14 protein-coding genes are annotated in these 15,857 nt (G+C 70.6%); 9 read left to right on the top strand and 5 right to left on the bottom strand.

Annotation, left to right across the window (positions count from 1 at the left end):
- Positions 1 to 86: 86 nt before the first annotated feature.
- The 3 genes from ACZ9QC_RS15545 to groL all read left to right on the top strand — a co-directional run bounded on the left by ACZ9QC_RS15545 (position 87) and on the right by groL (position 3,292).
- Positions 87 to 1,022 (top strand): polysaccharide deacetylase family protein, encoded by a 936-nt coding sequence (locus tag ACZ9QC_RS15545; RefSeq protein WP_472920683.1) that lies wholly within the window; start codon positions 87 to 89, stop codon positions 1,020 to 1,022.
- Between the two features lie 206 nt (positions 1,023 to 1,228).
- Positions 1,229 to 1,537: a co-chaperone GroES gene (gene groES / locus ACZ9QC_RS15540; protein ID WP_033527131.1), complete on the top strand. Its 309-nt coding sequence runs from the start codon at positions 1,229 to 1,231 to the stop codon at positions 1,535 to 1,537.
- 129 nt (positions 1,538 to 1,666) lie between these two features.
- Positions 1,667 to 3,292 carry a chaperonin GroEL gene (gene groL, locus ACZ9QC_RS15535; protein ID WP_472920682.1) on the top strand — a complete coding sequence of 542 codons (1,626 nt, stop codon included), beginning with the start codon at positions 1,667 to 1,669 and terminating at the stop codon, positions 3,290 to 3,292.
- Between the two features lie 110 nt (positions 3,293 to 3,402).
- On the opposite strand, the gene ACZ9QC_RS15530 is transcribed toward groL, so the two are convergent.
- The 3 genes from ACZ9QC_RS15530 to ACZ9QC_RS15520 all read right to left on the bottom strand — a co-directional run bounded on the left by ACZ9QC_RS15530 (position 3,403) and on the right by ACZ9QC_RS15520 (position 5,777).
- The gene (locus tag ACZ9QC_RS15530) at positions 3,403 to 4,110 is read right to left on the bottom strand and encodes an ester cyclase (protein ID WP_472920681.1); all 708 of its coding nucleotides are present in this window, start codon (positions 4,108 to 4,110) and stop codon (positions 3,403 to 3,405) included.
- A gap of 93 nt (positions 4,111 to 4,203) precedes the next feature.
- Positions 4,204 to 4,977: an SDR family NAD(P)-dependent oxidoreductase gene (locus ACZ9QC_RS15525; protein ID WP_472920680.1), complete on the bottom strand. Its 774-nt coding sequence runs from the start codon at positions 4,975 to 4,977 to the stop codon at positions 4,204 to 4,206.
- Between the two features lie 134 nt (positions 4,978 to 5,111).
- Entirely contained in the window at positions 5,112 to 5,777 is a 666-nt protein-coding gene (locus ACZ9QC_RS15520; protein ID WP_472920679.1) for an MOSC domain-containing protein, read from the bottom strand.
- A gap of 80 nt (positions 5,778 to 5,857) precedes the next feature.
- On the opposite strand from ACZ9QC_RS15520, the gene ACZ9QC_RS15515 reads away from it, so the two are divergent.
- Positions 5,858 to 6,760, top strand: a complete 903-nt coding sequence (locus tag ACZ9QC_RS15515; RefSeq protein WP_472920678.1) for a LysR family transcriptional regulator — start codon at positions 5,858 to 5,860, stop codon at positions 6,758 to 6,760.
- 25 nt (positions 6,761 to 6,785) lie between these two features.
- Here the strand turns inward: ACZ9QC_RS15515 and ACZ9QC_RS15510 are convergent, their stop codons facing one another.
- Positions 6,786 to 7,115, bottom strand: coding sequence for a WhiB family transcriptional regulator (locus ACZ9QC_RS15510; protein ID WP_472920677.1), 330 nt, complete (start codon positions 7,113 to 7,115; stop codon positions 6,786 to 6,788).
- A 392-nt stretch (positions 7,116 to 7,507) separates the two neighbouring features.
- On the opposite strand from ACZ9QC_RS15510, the gene ACZ9QC_RS15505 reads away from it, so the two are divergent.
- The 4 genes from ACZ9QC_RS15505 to ACZ9QC_RS15490 all read left to right on the top strand — a co-directional run bounded on the left by ACZ9QC_RS15505 (position 7,508) and on the right by ACZ9QC_RS15490 (position 11,874).
- Positions 7,508 to 8,119 carry a response regulator transcription factor gene (locus ACZ9QC_RS15505; protein ID WP_003948568.1) on the top strand — a complete coding sequence of 204 codons (612 nt, stop codon included), beginning with the start codon at positions 7,508 to 7,510 and terminating at the stop codon, positions 8,117 to 8,119.
- A gap of 268 nt (positions 8,120 to 8,387) precedes the next feature.
- The gene (locus ACZ9QC_RS15500; protein ID WP_005481141.1) at positions 8,388 to 8,963 is read left to right on the top strand and encodes a sigma-70 family RNA polymerase sigma factor; all 576 of its coding nucleotides are present in this window, start codon (positions 8,388 to 8,390) and stop codon (positions 8,961 to 8,963) included.
- Positions 8,964 to 9,126: 163 nt separating this feature from the next.
- Positions 9,127 to 10,632, top strand: a complete 1,506-nt coding sequence (gene guaB, locus ACZ9QC_RS15495) for an IMP dehydrogenase (protein ID WP_316726250.1) — start codon at positions 9,127 to 9,129, stop codon at positions 10,630 to 10,632.
- A 117-nt stretch (positions 10,633 to 10,749) separates the two neighbouring features.
- On the top strand, positions 10,750 to 11,874 hold the full coding sequence (locus ACZ9QC_RS15490) for a GuaB3 family IMP dehydrogenase-related protein (protein WP_472920676.1): 1,125 nt from the start codon (positions 10,750 to 10,752) through the stop codon (positions 11,872 to 11,874).
- 640 nt (positions 11,875 to 12,514) lie between these two features.
- Here the strand turns inward: ACZ9QC_RS15490 and ACZ9QC_RS15485 are convergent.
- Positions 12,515 to 13,723 (bottom strand): nucleotide sugar dehydrogenase, encoded by a 1,209-nt coding sequence (locus tag ACZ9QC_RS15485; RefSeq protein ID WP_472920675.1) that lies wholly within the window; start codon positions 13,721 to 13,723, stop codon positions 12,515 to 12,517.
- A 292-nt stretch (positions 13,724 to 14,015) separates the two neighbouring features.
- Here ACZ9QC_RS15485 and ACZ9QC_RS15480 point away from each other — a divergent pair, with 292 nt between their 5' ends.
- On the top strand, positions 14,016 to 15,722 hold the full coding sequence (locus ACZ9QC_RS15480; RefSeq protein WP_472920674.1) for a glycerol-3-phosphate dehydrogenase/oxidase: 1,707 nt from the start codon (positions 14,016 to 14,018) through the stop codon (positions 15,720 to 15,722).
- Positions 15,723 to 15,857 lie beyond the last annotated feature (135 nt).

The following is a 15,857-nucleotide window of genomic DNA, read 5'->3' as shown; positions in this document are numbered from 1 at the left end:
GTGCGAGGAGCGCCGCCCGTGGGTGGTGGGGCGTGGGCCGCGCGGGGAGTGCAGGCCGTGCGCGGGGTGCAGGCCGTGCGGGGAGCGTGGGCGGCGGGTGGGGCGCCACCGCGGCCCGGACGTCAGCACCCCGCCCCCTGACCGCGACCCCCGTCGCCGCCCTCGCCGCTCTCACGGCCCTGACCGCTCTGCTCCTCACCGGATGCGCTGCCGACCCGGCGCACTCCGGACCCACCTCCCCGCGCCCGGGTGCGGGCGGGCCGATGCAGCCCCGCCCCGCACCTCCTCACTCCGGCGCGCACACCCCCGCACGCCCCCACCCCCACCCCCACCCGTCGGCACCCCCCTACCGCCGCTGGGGCCTCCCCGCCCCCCTCGCCCCCGCGCCCGAGAAACCCCACCGGTCCCCGGTCCCCCGCGCGGCGGGGCCGGGGCTGCCGCCGGTCGTCGACCGGGTGCCGACCCGGGACAAGGTCGTCTTCCTGACGTACGACGACGGGGCCGAGAAGGACCCCCGGTTCGTGGAGATGGTGCGCGAGCTGCGGCTGCCGGTGAGCATGTTCCTGACGGACAGCGTCGTGGGGCCGGGATACGGCCACTTCGCACGGCTGCGGGCCGTCGGCGCCACCGTGCAGAACCACACGCTCGACCACACCGCCCTGCGCGGCCTGCCGTACGCCGGGCAGCGCGCCGAGATCTGCGGCCAGCAGAACAAGCTCAAACAACGCTTCGGCGTCCGGCCGACCCTCTTCCGCCCGCCCTACGGCGTCTACGACACCACCACGCTCCGCGCCGCCGCCGACTGCGGCCTCTCCGCGGTGGTCCTGTGGCGCGCGTCCATGCAGATCCACGACCTCCGCTACGCCGTCGGCGACCGCCTCCGCCCGGGCGACATCGTCCTCGCCGGCTTCCGGGGCCCTGACCAGCTCAAAGGCACCACCCTCACGGAGATGACGACCCGGCTGCTGCGCCGCATCCAGGAGCAGGGACTGACGGTCGGCCGCCTGGAGGACTACCTCTGACACCGCGACGACCGACCGCCGCAACCCGCTCGATTAGCAGTCCGCTTGACCGAGTGCTAATCGCGGTCATAGTCTCAGGTCTGGCACTCCCCCCTGGAGAGTGCCAACAACGCGACGGGCAGGTCCGGCACCCGCGACGACGGATCCACCTGGTCGCCACCTCAGACAGTTAACCCCGTGAGATCTCCGAAGGGGGAGGTCGGATCGTGACGACCACCAGCTCCAAGGTTGCCATCAAGCCGCTCGAGGACCGCATTGTGGTCCAGCCGCTCGACGCCGAGCAGACCACCGCCTCTGGCCTGGTCATCCCGGACACCGCGAAGGAGAAGCCCCAGGAGGGCGTCGTCCTCGCCGTCGGTCCGGGCCGCTTCGAGGACGGCCAGCGGCTGCCGCTCGACGTCTCCGTCGGCGACATCGTGCTGTACAGCAAGTACGGCGGCACCGAGGTGAAGTACAACGGCGAGGAGTACCTCGTCCTCTCGGCTCGCGACGTGCTCGCGATCGTCGAGAAGTAATTCACCCGCTTCCTCACCGAAGCACCTTGCTTTTGAGCTGCGCCCTTGGCCCCCGCGACCACTAACAAGCCGGGCGTCGGGGGCGCAGTTCGTTTCACCCACGTTTTCCGAGAGGGCTGAACCGCTCCCATGGCGAAGATCCTGAAGTTCGACGAGGACGCCCGTCGCGCCCTCGAGCGCGGCGTCAACAAGCTTGCCGACACGGTCAAGGTGACGATCGGCCCCAAGGGCCGCAACGTCGTCATCGACAAGAAGTTCGGCGCCCCCACCATCACCAACGACGGTGTGACCATCGCCCGCGAGGTCGAGGTCGAGGACCCGTACGAGAACCTCGGCGTCCAGCTGGTGAAGGAGGTGGCGACCAAGACCAACGACGTGGCGGGTGACGGTACGACCACCGCCACCGTGCTGGCCCAGGCGCTCGTCCGCGAGGGCCTGCGCAACGTCGCCGCCGGTGCCTCCCCGGCCGCCCTGAAGAAGGGCATCGACGCCGCGGTCAAGGCCGTGTCCGAGGAGCTCCTCGCGACCGCCCGTCCGATCGACGAGAAGTCCGACATCGCCGCCGTCGCCGGTCTGTCCGCCCAGGACCAGCAGGTCGGCGAGCTCATCGCCGAGGCGATGGACAAGGTCGGCAAGGACGGTGTCATCACCGTCGAGGAGTCCAACACCTTCGGTCTGGAGCTGGACTTCACCGAGGGCATGGCCTTCGACAAGGGCTACCTCTCGCCGTACTTCGTCACCGACCAGGAGCGTATGGAGGCCGTCCTCGACGACCCGTACATCCTCATCCACCAGGGCAAGATCGGCGCCATCGCCGACCTGCTGCCGCTGCTGGAGAAGGTCATCCAGGCCAACGCCTCCAAGCCGCTGCTGATCATCGCCGAGGACGTCGAGGGCGAGGCCCTGTCGACCCTGGTCGTCAACAAGATCCGCGGCACCTTCAACGCGGTCGCCGTCAAGGCCCCCGGCTTCGGCGACCGCCGCAAGGCGATGCTGCAGGACATGGCGACGCTGACCGGCGCCGAGGTCATCTCCGAGGAGGTCGGCCTCAAGCTCGACCAGGTCGGTCTCGACGTGCTCGGCTCCGCCCGCCGCGTCACCGTCACCAAGGACGACACCACCATCGTCGACGGCGCCGGTGACTCCGGTGCGGTCCAGGGCCGCGTCGCCCAGATCAAGGCCGAGATCGAGAACACGGACTCCGACTGGGACCGCGAGAAGCTCCAGGAGCGCCTCGCGAAGCTGGCCGGCGGCGTGTGCGTCATCAAGGTCGGCGCCGCCACCGAGGTGGAGCTGAAGGAGAAGAAGCACCGTCTGGAGGACGCCATCTCCGCGACCCGCGCCGCGGTCGAGGAGGGCATCGTCTCCGGTGGTGGCTCCGCGCTCGTCCACGCCGTGAAGGTCCTTGAGGGCAACCTCGGCAAGACCGGCGACGAGGCCACGGGTGTCGCGGTCGTCCGCAAGGCCGCCGTCGAGCCGCTGCGCTGGATCGCCGAGAACGCCGGCCTGGAGGGCTACGTCATCACCTCCAAGGTCGCCGAGCTCGACAAGGGCCAGGGCTTCAACGCCGCCACCGGCGAGTACGGCGACCTGGTCAAGGCCGGCGTCATCGACCCGGTCAAGGTCACCCGCTCCGCCCTGGAGAACGCCGCCTCCATCGCCTCCCTCCTCCTGACGACCGAGACCCTGGTCGTCGAGAAGAAGGAAGAGGAGCCGGCCGACGCGGGCCACGGCGGTCACGGCCACGCCCACTGACGTACGACGTCGGTAAGCCGTAGGCGAAGGCCCGGCACCCCTCGGGGTGCCGGGCCTTCCCGCGTCCCTGCTCTCGCCCACCGCTCCGGCGCCGCCTACCGCTCCGCCGCCTACCGCTCCAGCGCGTCGAGCGCGCCCAACTGTCCCATCAGCCCGAGCCGGTCGTACTGCCACCAGCCCTCGACGATCTTCCCGTCCGAGGAGAAGCGGTGGATCGTCGTGCCGGTCATGGTGACCTCCCGCCCCGTGGCCGGGATGCCGAGGAAATCGCCCCGGTGCGTGCCGTTCCACGTCCAGCGTGTGCAGACCCGGTCACCCTGCGCGATCTGGTCCCCGATGGCGAACGAGAAGTCGAAGGCGGCCCGCCACATGCCGACCTCGCGCCTGACCGCGTCCATGCCGATGGCGTCCTGCGCGTTGGCCGGATCGTGGTCGTGATAGTCCTCGACCAACAGATCGTCGAGCGGCGGCAGTTCGCCCTCGGTCCCGATCGTCTCGAAGAACCTGCGCGCGTTCGCCGCGTACAACTGCTCGTCGCGCACCACGTCCAGATCGGTGAACGTGGGCATCTCGTCGCACAGCGCCACCATCTCCTGGAAGATCCGCTCCGTCTCCGGCAGCCCGGAGTTCCGCATCGCCTCCTCGTACGAGGGGAACTCGACGATCTCCACGAAGTGCGAGCCGTCCGAGCGGTCCTTCCCGATCACACTGTGCGTCGCGGTCCGCTTTCCCTTGGTCTGCTCCACCCAGGTGTCCATCAGCCGGTTCATCTCGTCGAACCTGCTGGTCCTGCAGTCGATGAGCTGCACGAATGTCATGACACACCGCCTCCGACCCCCCTGGGTCCGGATGAACAGCTCCATTGTCGCGCCGGGCCGCCGCCCGCACCCGCTGGGCCGTCCGGGGGACGGCTACTGAGGCCCGTACTTCCGTCCCGTCTTCGAGCTGATCCCGCCCAGCAGCCCGCGCGGCACCACCTTCACCACCCCCATCAGCGCCTTGTAGCGGGGGTCCGGGACGGAGACGGACCTGCCGCGGGAGAGATCGGCGAGCGCGGCGGTGACGAGCTTGTCGGCGTCGAGCCACATCCAGGAGGGGATGTTGTCGGTGCCCATGCCGGCCCGCTCGTGGAACTCGGTACGGACGAAGCCGGGGCAGAGGGCCATCAGCCGCACCCCGGTCCCGGCCAGATCACGCGCGGCACCCTGCGTGAACTGCACGACCCACGCCTTCGACGCCCCGTACGTGCCGCGCGGCACGAAGGCCGCCACCGACGCCACGTTCACCACACCGCCCCGGCCGCGCTCGCGCATGGCCTCGGTGGCGGCCGCGGTCAGCCGCAGGACCGCCTCGCAGTGGACCTTGAGCATCCGCAGCTCGTCGGCCATGGAGACGTCGAGGAAACGACCCTTGTTGCCGAAGCCGGCGTTGTTGATCAGCAGGTCGACCGGGTTCTTGCGGTCCGCCAGCCGCCGCGCCACCGTCTCGATGCCCTCGTCCTCCGCGAGGTCCGCCGTCAGCACCTCCGCCTCGATGCCGTGCCGGTCGTGCAGCTCGGTCGCCTGCTCCCGAAGCCGCTTGGTGTCCCGTGCCACCAGCACCAGGTTGTGCCCGTCCGCCGCCAGCCGCCGCGCGAAGGCGGCACCGATCCCCGCGGTCGATCCCGTAATCAGAGCCGTTGTCATGGCCCAAGCGTAGTGACCGGGACCGCGCGGGTCCGATTGCTCCACCGCACGTTCACCAGCGACTTCGCCGACACCTCGGTGAACCCCCGCACCGCGGTGGCACCTTCACCGGCACGCCGCCCCGCACCGGCCCGTCACCCCTGCGCCGCCACGTACTTCCGCGCGATCTCCAGCACCTCCGGATGCAAGGCATCGCCCGCCGCCAACAGCCTCGGCAGCAGGGAGCGTTGATCCATCATGGCGCGGAAGACGAGCGCCACGGTGACGTCGTGGCCGGGCCGGTGGACGATCTCGATCGGGTCGCCCGCGCTGATCTCGCCCGGCCGGATCACCCGCAGATACGCGCCGGGCGCGCCCTGGCGCGTGAAACGCTTGACCCAGCCCCGTTCTCCCAGGTGGCGCTGGAAGTTGAGACAGGGGACGCGGCCCGAGGTGACCTCCAGGACCACCTCGGAGCCGATCCGCCAGCGTTCGCCGATGAGGGCGCCGGAGACGTCGAGGCCCTCGGTGGTGAGGTTCTCGCCGAACACCCCGCTCGGCAGGGTGCGGCCCAGCTCGCGCTCCCAGCCGTCCAGGTCCTCCCGAGCGAAGGCGTAGACCGCCTGGTCGTCGCCACCGTGGTGCTCGGTGTTGCACACCGCGTCCCCGGCCACGCCGCTGGCGCCGACCCCCTTGGGTCCGGGCGCCGCCACCCGCACCGGCCCGTCCACCGGCCGCTTGTCGATGCCCGAGACCTTCTTCGACTCCTCCACGACGTCGACGGCCCGGGCCCGGCCCACATTCAGTGAAAGAAGCTTCATACCGGCACCGTAGGCGCGCACGGTCAAAGCGTCGACGCGATATCCGGCACGCGGTCCAAGCCCCGCTTATGCTCGACCGCGTGATCGAGGCCCGTCATCTCCGCGTCCTGCGCGCCGTCGCCGCCACCGGCTCCTTCTCCGCCGCCGGCCGGGAACTCGGCTGCACCCAGCCCGCCGTCAGCCAGCAGATGAAGGCGCTCGAAGCCTCCGTCGGCACCCCGCTGCTGGTCCGCACCGGCCGGGAGATGCGGCTGACCCAGGCGGGCGAGGCGCTGGTCCGGCACGCGGCCGGCATCCTCGCCGGGCTCACCGCGGCGGAGGAGGAGGTCGCCGCCATCGCTGGGCTGCGCGCCGGACGGGTCCGCCTGGTCTCCTTCCCCAGCGGCAGCTCCACCCTGGTGCCCACCGCCCTGGCGGCCCTGCGCGCCGACCACCCCGGCACCCGGGTCTCCCTGGAGGAGGCCGAGCCACCGCGGTCGGTCGAGATGCTCCGCGACGGCGACTGCGACATCGCGCTCGCGTTCCGCTACGAGGGCGCCCTGGGAGCGGAGGAGGGGGAGTGGGACGACCTGGTCGTGCGCCCCCTGCTCACCGACCGGCTCGTGGGGCTCGTCCCGCAGGGGCACCGGCTGGCCCGGGCGCGTTCCCTCGGCATCGGGGAGCTCGCCGGGGAATCCTGGATCGCCGGGTGCCCGCGCTGCCGGGGGCAACTGGTGCGGGTCTGCGAGAGCGCGGGCTTCACGCCCCGTATCGACTTCGCGACCGACGACTACCCGGCGGTGGTCGGGCTGGTGGGCGCGGGGCTGGGCGTGGCCGTGCTGCCGGAGCTGGCCGTGGAGTCCGTACGCCCCAAGGGGGTGCGCACGGTGTCGGTCGAGCCGGTGGTGCACCGGGAGATCGTGGCGCTCACCCTGCCCGACCTGGCCCTCGTGCCCACGGTCGCGGCGACGCTGGACCGGCTGGCCGGAGCGGCCGCGCGCTAGCGCGATGCGCTGAAGAAACGTTCTTTCAGGTATCCGAACCGGTGTCGCTCCCGGACGCGGACGCCGTCACCAGCCGGTGCCGGGCCCTGCCCATGAGCTCCTCGCGCTCGTCCTCGGTCAGCCCGCCCCACACGCCGTACGGCTCGCGCACCGCCAGGGCGTGGGCCGCGCACTGCGCGCGTACCGGGCATCGCATGCAGACCTCTTTGGCCGAGTTCTCACGAGCGCTCCGTGCCGCACCGCGCTCTCCTTCGGGGTGGAAGAAGAGCGAGCTGTCGACCCCACGGCAGGCCGCGAGGAGCTGCCAGTCCCACAGATCAGCGTTCGGTCCGGGAAGGCGGGAGAAATCTGCCATTGCGTGTCCCCTTGTTGCCGTTCTGGGAGGAGATGTTGCCCATGACCGTACATCGACTATCTAAGGAGATGAAAATATGACTCATTGCGAATCTAGCCTCAGACACCAATAAATGGGAACAAAAACGTCTGAATGGGGCATAGGTTGTGATGAAACGTTGAGGGTCCGTCGCGCATGTCTGCACCGTGTCCGCCCCCTCACGTAGAGTGCCGAAGGTGACCAGCCATCCCGTAACTCTTTCGAGTGACCGTCGTTGAGACGGGCGGAGGCGGTTGAAGGAACAAGCGCTCGGGCAGGCGTTCGTGTCCGCTCGTGAGTGTCGACCGCACAGGTGACGATTTCGTACCAGCCTGGAGGCTCAAGGTGACGCGCATCAGCTGCGGAGGGCGGCCATGACATCCGTCCTCGTCTGCGACGACTCCCCGCTTGCCCGAGAGGCGCTGCGCCGCGCGGTGGCGACCGTGCCCGGCGTCGAGCGCGTGACCACGGCGGCCAACGGCGAGGAAGTCCTCCGCCGCTGGGGGGCCGACCGCTCGGACCTGATTCTGATGGACGTACGCATGCCCGGCCTGGGCGGCGTCGAGACCGTACGGCGGCTGCTGTCCGCCGACCCAGGGGCGCGCATCATCATGCTCACCGTCGCCGAGGACCTGGACGGCGTGGCCCTCGCGGTCGCCGCCGGCGCACGGGGCTATCTGCACAAGGACGCCTCCCGCGCGGAGCTGCGCGCCACGGTCACCCAGGCCCTGGCCGACCCGACCTGGCGGCTCGCCCCGCGTCGGCTGCGCTCCGCCGAGATGGGTGCCGCGCCGACGCTCACCGCGCGGGAGATCCAGGTCCTGGAGGGCATGAGCCACGGCCGCTCCAACGCCGAGATCGGTCGCGAGCTGTTCCTCTCCGAGGACACGGTCAAGACCCACGCCCGGCGCCTGTTCAAGAAGCTCGGCGCCTCGGACCGCGCGCACGCGGTGGCGCTCGGCTTCCGCTGGGGTCTGGTCCGCTGAGTGGACCGTGCCGGGGGTGGCCCCCCACGAGGGAGGAGCCCCGCCTGCCGTACGGCCGGCGGGGGTGACGAGACGATCCGCCGGGTGCCCGCTGCTCGTTTCGCCGCGGATGCCGCATCCTTGAGATGTGGAGTCCCTAGGGGAGCAGTCGAACGAGCGGGAGGGGAGGGCGCAGGAGATGAGTTCCGGCGCGCCTGCTCATAACGCTTCGGTGCACAACCACGGACGTGGTGCCACGGACCGGACGGCCGCAAGGCACCATGGACCGATGCGCGACGACGAGACGACAGTGATCGGTGCGCTCGTGCATCGCGCGGTCGACGGGGACGAGCAGGCCACGCACGATCTGCTCGCCCATGTCCACCCCTTGGCGCTGCGCTACTGCCGCACCCGTCTGTCCCGGCTGCCGGGCGACGCGCGGCACTTCGTGGAGGACCTGGCGCAGGAGGTCTGTGTCGCCGTCCTCCTCGCGCTGCCGCGCTACAAGGACACCGGAAGGCCGTTCGAGGCGTTCGTCTTCGCCATCGCCGGCCACAAGGTCGCCGACCTCCAGCGGGCCGCGATGCGCCACCCCGGATCGACGGCCGTCCCCTCGGACGAGATGCCGGAGCGCCCCGACGACTCCCTCGGCCCCGAGGAGCGCGCCCTGCTCAGCAGCGACGCCGAGTGGGCCAAGAAGCTCCTGGCCAACCTCCCCGAGAACCAGCGGGAGCTGCTGCTGCTGAGGATCGCGGTGGGGCTCACCGCCGAGGAGACCGGACAGATGCTGGGAATGTCACCGGGCGCGGTCCGGGTGGCCCAGCACCGGGCGCTGAGCAGACTCCGGGCGCTGGCGGAGCAGTAACCGCGCCCGCACGGGCCCCGAGGGCGCCCCGCGTGAACAGGCGGGGCGCCTTTTCCGTACGAACATACGAAGCCCGGCGGTACTTCGTACCGTGGAATGTGTGCCCCGCGCTTCCCGTTAGCATGGACATCCGCACCGATCAAGGCCATTTGGGGAAGGTGTCATGACTGCCAACGTCGACGGAGTGCCCGATAAATTCGCGACGCTCGGGCTGACCTACGACGACGTGCTGCTGCTGCCCGGCGCGTCCGACATGGCACCCGACGAGATCGACACCGCCTCGTACGTCTCCAAGAACGTGCGGGTGAACATCCCGCTGCTCTCGGCCGCGATGGACAAGGTCACCGAGTCCCGCATGGCGATCGCCATGGCCCGTCAGGGCGGCGTCGGCGTGCTGCACCGCAACCTGTCCATCGAGGACCAGGCCAACCAGGTCGACCTGGTGAAGCGCTCCGAGTCCGGCATGGTCGCCGACCCGATCACCGTGCACCCGGACGCCACGCTCGCCGAGGCCGACGCGCTCTGCGCCAAGTTCCGCATCAGCGGCGTCCCGGTGACCGACGGCAACAAGAAGCTGCTCGGCATCGTCACCAACCGCGACATGGCCTTCGAGACCGACCGTTCGCAGCGGGTCCGCGAGGTCATGACGCCGATGCCGCTGGTCACCGGCAAGGTCGGCATCACCGGCGTCGAGGCCATGGAGCTGCTGCGCAAGCACAAGATCGAGAAGCTGCCGCTGGTCGACGACGCGGGCATTCTCAAGGGCCTCATCACGGTCAAGGACTTCGTCAAGGCCGAGAAGTACCCGCACGCGGCGAAGGACGGCGAGGGCCGCCTCCTCGTCGGCGCGGCCGTCGGTGTCGCCGGCGACGCCTTCGAGCGCGCCCAGGCCCTCATCGAGAACGGCGTCGACTTCATCGTCGTCGACACCGCCCACGGCCACTCCCGCCTGGTCGGCGACATGGTCGCCAAGATCAAGTCGAACTCCTCCGGCGTCGACGTCATCGGCGGCAACATCGCCACGCGCGACGGCGCCCAGGCCCTGATCGACTCCGGCGTGGACGGCATCAAGGTCGGCGTCGGCCCCGGCTCCATCTGCACGACCCGTGTCGTCGCCGGTATCGGCGTCCCGCAGGTCACCGCCATCTACGAGGCCTCCCTCGCCGCCAAGGAGGCCGGCATCCCGGTCATCGGCGACGGTGGCCTGCAGTACTCCGGCGACATCGCCAAGGCCCTGGTCGCGGGCGCCGACACCGTGATGCTCGGCTCGCTGCTCGCGGGCTGCGCCGAGTCGCCGGGCGAGCTGCTCTTCATCAACGGCAAGCAGTTCAAGTCCTACCGGGGCATGGGTTCGCTGGGCGCCATGCAGTCGCGCGGCGACCGCAAGTCGTTCTCCAAGGACCGTTACTTCCAGGAGGGCGTCGCCTCCGACGAGCAGCTCGTCCCCGAGGGCATCGAGGGCCAGGTGCCCTACCGCGGCCCGCTCTCCTCGGTCGTCCACCAGCTGGTCGGCGGCCTGCGCCAGTCGATGTTCTACGTCGGCGGCCGTACTGTCCCGGACCTCCAGGCCAACGGCCGGTTCGTCCGGATCACCTCCGCGGGGCTCAAGGAGAGCCACCCGCACGACATCCAGATGACCGTCGAGGCGCCGAACTACAGCCGCAAGTAGAACGCAAGCAGAATCGGCACGACGCTCCAGGGCGGTTCCGGGCACTCCGGAACCGCCCTCGGCGTGCCCGTCGGCGATACTGGTAGACGCTGAACGCATCAGGGAAAGGCCACAGACGTGACTGAGATCGAGATCGGGCGCGGCAAGCGCGGCCGCCGGGCGTACGCCTTCGACGACATCGCCGTCGTCCCCAGCCGCCGTACGCGGGACCCGAAGGAGGTCTCGATCGCCTGGCAGATCGACGCCTACCGCTTCGAGCTGCCGTTCCTGGCCGCCCCCATGGACTCGGTCGTCTCCCCGGCCACCGCGATCCGCATCGGCGAGCTGGGCGGCCTCGGCGTCCTCAACCTCGAAGGGCTCTGGACCCGGTACGAGGACCCGCAGCCGCTGCTCGACGAGGTCACCGACCTGCCCGTCGAGGCCGCGACCCGTCGCCTCCAGGAGATCTACGCCGCTCCCATCAAGGAGGAGCTGATCGGGCAGCGCATCAAGGAGGTGCGCGACTCCGGCGTCGTCACCGCCGCCGCGCTCTCCCCGCAGCGCACCGCCCAGTTCTCCAAGGCCGTCGTGGACGCGGGCGTCGACATCTTCGTCATCCGCGGCACGACCGTGTCGGCGGAGCACGTCTCCGGTTCGCACGAGCCGCTGAACCTGAAGCAGTTCATCTACGAGCTGGACGTCCCCGTGATCGTCGGTGGCTGCGCCACCTACACGGCCGCCCTGCACCTGATGCGCACCGGCGCGGCCGGTGTCCTCGTCGGCTTCGGCGGCGGCGCGGCGCACACCACGCGCAACGTCCTCGGCATCCGGGTCCCGATGGCGACGGCGGTGGCCGACGTCGCCGCGGCCCGCCGGGACTACATGGACGAGTCCGGCGGCCGGTACGTGCACGTCATCGCGGACGGCGGTGTCGGCTGGTCCGGCGACATCCCCAAGGCGATCGCCTGCGGCGCGGACGCGGTGATGATGGGCTCGCCGCTGGCCCGCGCGACGGACGCGCCCGGCAAGGGCAACCACTGGGGCATGGAGGCGGTGAACGAGGAGCTGCCGCGCGGCATGAAGGTCGACCTGGGGACTGTGGGGACGATCGAGGAGGTCCTCACGGGGCCGTCCCACACGCCCGACGGCTCCATGAACCTCTTCGGTGCGCTGCGGCGGGCGATGGCCACGACCGGGTACAGCGAGCTGAAGGAGTTCCAGCGGGTCGAGGTGACGGTGGCGGATTCGCCGCACATGCGGTGACATGACGCTGCGCTCGGCTTGAGCGGGGTTCGGGGCTCGGTTGCCTTGGGGTGACCGGGCCCTTTTGTGTGCCCAAGTGGGGTGGTAGGGGCGTGAGTTGTGGGGTGGGGGCGCGTGGGGGCGTTGGGGACGAATGTGGGCCGAATGGGCGTAGCCAGGCGATAACGTCTGGTGGTGGCGCCCTGGTTTCTAGGAGCGCCCCCTTCCAGGGACCTGGTCCGGACCCCGCCCTCGGGGCCCGGCCCGATTTCCGACGGACCGCCTACCGGGTCAATGGGTGGTGTCGTGGAAGGGGGCGTCTATGGGACGTCACCGCAAGCCCAACCGATGGGACCGAATCCGTCTTCGGGCGGTTCAGTGCCGGAGGAGGTGGATCTTGCGGATTTTTGGATGGTGAGCGGCCACCCCTATAGAGACTAGGGGTGGACACTCCGTAATCCATCTAGGAGCCTGCCGCAGTTACCCGCTGCGGTGGGCTCCGCCTTTTTGTACGGTACCGGATTCGCCGTGGGGCGGCCCTGCGCCGTAAAAATCCCGCCGCGCCGCCGGGCCAGCAGCGGCGGGTCCGTTTCGTACGGTACTGAGCTGAGGCAGCCCGACGCCACCAACACCGGGGGCTCGGCCATCCGTGCGCCCCCTCTCACAACCTGTGCGCCGCCCCCGTTGGCGTGGCCCCCCGCGTGTCCAGCAGTAGTTGCGCCTTCACCGACAGGCCCTGGAGGTCGTAGGTGCGGTGTTGCTGGAGGAGGATCGTCAGGTCGGCGTCGGCGGTGGCCTCGTAGAGGGAGTCGGCGCGGGGGATGGGGCGGTCGAGGACGCTCCAGGTGGGGATGTGCGGGTCGTGGTAGCTGACGTGGGCGCCGAGTTCGATGAGGCGGCGGGCGATCTCGTCGGCGGGGGTGCCCTGTTGGTCGGGGACGTCGGGCTTGTAGGTGACGCCGAGGAGGAGGACGCGGGCGCCCCGGGCCGACTTGCCGTGCTCGTTGAGGAGGGTGGCGGCGCGCTGGACGACGTACTGGGGCATGCGGTGGTTGACGCGCTGGGCCAGTTCGACCATGCGGAGGGAGCGGGGGGCGTGGCCCGCGAGGTCCTGGGGGAGGGCGTGGCCGCCGACGCCGGGTCCGGGGCGGAACGCCTGGAAGCCGAAGGGTTTGGTCTCGGCGCAGCGGATGACGTCCCAGAGGTCGACGTTCAGGTCGTGGCAGAGGGCGGCCATCTCGTTGACCAGGGCGATGTTGACGTGGCGGTAGTTGGTCTCCAGGAGGTGGACCGTCTCCGCCTCGCGCAGGCCGCGCGCGCGTACCACCTTGTCGGTGAGGCGGCCGTAGAACGCTGCGGCCGATTCGGTGCAGGCGGGGGTGAGGCCGCCGATCACCTTGGGGGTGTTGGCGGGACCGTAGGCGCGGTTGCCCGGGTCGACGCGGGCCGGGGAGTAGGCGAGGTGGAAGTCGCGGCCCGCGCGGAGGCCTGAGCCCTCTTCGAGGAGGGGGCGCAGGAGGTCCCCGGTGGTGCCCGGCGGGACCGGGGACTCCAGGATGACGGTGGTGTGCGGGCGCAGCCGGGCGGCCAGCGTGCGGGCGGCCTCCTCGACCTGGGTGAGGTCGAGCGAGCCGTCGGCGCCGAGTGGGGTCGGGGCGCAGATGACGGCCGTACGGACGCGGCCGAGTTCGGCGGGGCTGGTGGTGGGCTTGAAGCCGCGGGCCAGCATGCGGCGCAGTTCGCCGGGGGTGAGGGAGCCGGAGTCGGGCCCGGTGCGGTAACCGAGCGTGGCGATGCCGGCGGCGACGGCGGCCTGGGCGAGCGGAAGCCCCAACTGGCCGAGTCCGATCACGGCGAGATCTGCGGGCATGGCGGGGCCGTCCTTCCCAGTAACCGAAGCGGGACAGACGCGCAAGCCCGGTGGTCTGGATGAGCGAGCGCAATGTCACATTAGGCGGAAATATGACCGATATGCGGGATTGGGGAGTTGTTTTTCTGTGCGCGTCCTGCGGAGTTATCCACAGGCTGGGGGCCGGTGGTGGCCGAAGTCGGGCAACGCGGTCAGAATTTTGGGCAGGGGATGCGAGAGGGACGAAAGAGCTGGGTCTCGCCCGACGGGTACGGACGGATGAGGCCGACGCGACGGACAGCGGGAGGCAGCGGTGAGGACAGCGGCACTGGGACCGGCGCAGCGCGCCGAGTCACTGGCGGGTATGGCCGAGCACGAGCTGGACGTACTGGTCGTGGGCGGGGGCGTGGTCGGTGCGGGCACGGCCCTGGACGCCGTGACCCGCGGTCTGTCCACGGGCCTGGTCGAGGCACGTGACTGGGCGTCGGGCACCTCCAGCCGGTCCAGCAAACTGATCCACGGCGGTCTGCGCTATCTGGAGATGCTCGACTTCGCCCTCGTCCGGGAGGCCCTCAAGGAGCGGGGGTTGCTGCTGGAGCGGCTGGCCCCCCACCTCGTGAAGCCGGTGCCCTTCCTCTATCCCTTGCAGAACAAGGGCTGGGAGCGGTGGTACGCGGGCTCGGGCGTCGCGCTGTACGACGGGATGTCCATGGCGCGCCGGCACGGGCGCGGGCTGCCGATCCATCGTCATCTGAGCCGTCGCCACGCCCTGCGGATCGCCCCCTGCTTGAAGAAGGACGCGCTGGTCGGTGCGTTGCAGTACTACGACGCCCAGATGGACGACGCCCGGTACGTCGCCACCATGGTGCGCACGGCCGCGTCGTACGGGGCGAAGGTCGCCAACCGCGCGCGGGTGACCGGGTTCCTGCGGGAGGGCGAGCGGGTCGTCGGGGCCAGGGTGCAGGACGTCGAGGGCGGCGGGGAGTACGAGATCCGCGCCCGGCAGGTGGTGAACGCGACCGGGGTGTGGACCGACGACACCCAGGCGATGGTGGGCGAGCGTGGACAGTTCCACGTACGGGCCTCCAAGGGCATCCATCTGGTCGTACCGAAGGACCGGATCCACTCCACGACCGGGCTGATCCTGCGGACCGAGAAGTCCGTGCTGTTCGTCATCCCCTGGGGGCGGCACTGGATCGTGGGCACCACGGACACCGACTGGGACCTCGACAAGGCGCATCCGGCGGCCTCCAGCGCGGACATCGACTATCTGCTGGAGCATGTGAACTCGGTCCTGGCGGTGCCGCTGACGCGGGACGACGTGCAGGGGGTGTACGCCGGGCTGCGGCCGTTGCTCGCGGGGGAGTCGGACGCCACCAGCAAGCTCTCGCGGGAGCACATCGTGGCGCATCCGGTGCCGGGGCTGGTGGTCGTGGCCGGGGGCAAGTACACGACGTACCGGGTCATGGCCAAGGACGCGGTGGACGCGGCCGTGCACGGACTCGACCAGCGGGTCGCGGAATGCGTCACCGAGGACGTGCCGCTGCTGGGGGCCGAGGGGTACCGGGCGCTGTGGAACGCGCGGGCGCGGATCGCGGCGAGCACCGGGCTGCACGTGGTGCGGGTGGAGCATCTGCTGAACCGGTACGGGTCGGCCACCGAGGAGGTGCTCGAACTGATCGCCGCCGATCCCTCGCTGGGGGAGCCGCTGCGGGCGGCCGACGACTATCTGCGGGCCGAGGTGGTGTACGCGGCCTCGCACGAGGGGGCCCGGCATCTCGACGACGTGCTCACGCGGCGGACGCGGATCTCGATCGAGACGTTCGACCGGGGGACGCGCAGTGCGCGGGAGGCCGCGGAGCTGATGGCGCCGGTGCTCGGCTGGGACAAGGACCAGATCGAGCGGGAGGTTCAGCACTACGAGAAGAGGGTGGAGGCGGAGCGGGAGTCGCAGCGGCAGCCGGACGACCTGACGGCGGACGCGGCCCGGTTGGGGGCGCCGGACATCGTGCCGCTGTAGTCGTCCACGGGCTGGTCCGTTTCTGGGGCGGGCTCAGAAACGGGGCCCTGGTGGTGAAGTGTGGGTGGGTCTGGTGAGGGGCTTGGAGGTGGGGTGGCCGGTTGAGGGGGGCCCTGGGCGTGGGGCGGTTGGCGG

The sequence above is a fragment of the Streptomyces sp. HUAS MS02 genome (assembly GCF_055702265.1).
Note: the sequence above shows the minus strand (reverse complement) of the source record. Positions and strands in the feature narration are given on the sequence as shown.

What these genes read in the sequence shown, in the direction of transcription:
- ACZ9QC_RS15530 (WP_472920681.1), bottom strand. Translation starts at nt 4,110, where the DNA reads ATGACATTCGTGCAGCTCATCGACTGCAGGACCAGCAGGTTCGACGAG.
- guaB (WP_316726250.1), top strand. Translation starts at nt 9,127, where the DNA reads ATGACTGCCAACGTCGACGGAGTGCCCGATAAATTCGCGACGCTCGGG.
- ACZ9QC_RS15505 (WP_003948568.1), top strand. Translation starts at nt 7,508, where the DNA reads ATGACATCCGTCCTCGTCTGCGACGACTCCCCGCTTGCCCGAGAGGCG.
- ACZ9QC_RS15485 (WP_472920675.1), bottom strand. Translation starts at nt 13,723, where the DNA reads ATGCCCGCAGATCTCGCCGTGATCGGACTCGGCCAGTTGGGGCTTCCG.
- groL (WP_472920682.1), top strand. Translation starts at nt 1,667, where the DNA reads ATGGCGAAGATCCTGAAGTTCGACGAGGACGCCCGTCGCGCCCTCGAG.
- ACZ9QC_RS15510 (WP_472920677.1), bottom strand. Translation starts at nt 7,115, where the DNA reads ATGGCAGATTTCTCCCGCCTTCCCGGACCGAACGCTGATCTGTGGGAC.
- ACZ9QC_RS15520 (WP_472920679.1), bottom strand. Translation starts at nt 5,777, where the DNA reads ATGAAGCTTCTTTCACTGAATGTGGGCCGGGCCCGGGCCGTCGACGTC.
- ACZ9QC_RS15500 (WP_005481141.1), top strand. Translation starts at nt 8,388, where the DNA reads ATGCGCGACGACGAGACGACAGTGATCGGTGCGCTCGTGCATCGCGCG.
- ACZ9QC_RS15525 (WP_472920680.1), bottom strand. Translation starts at nt 4,977, where the DNA reads ATGACAACGGCTCTGATTACGGGATCGACCGCGGGGATCGGTGCCGCC.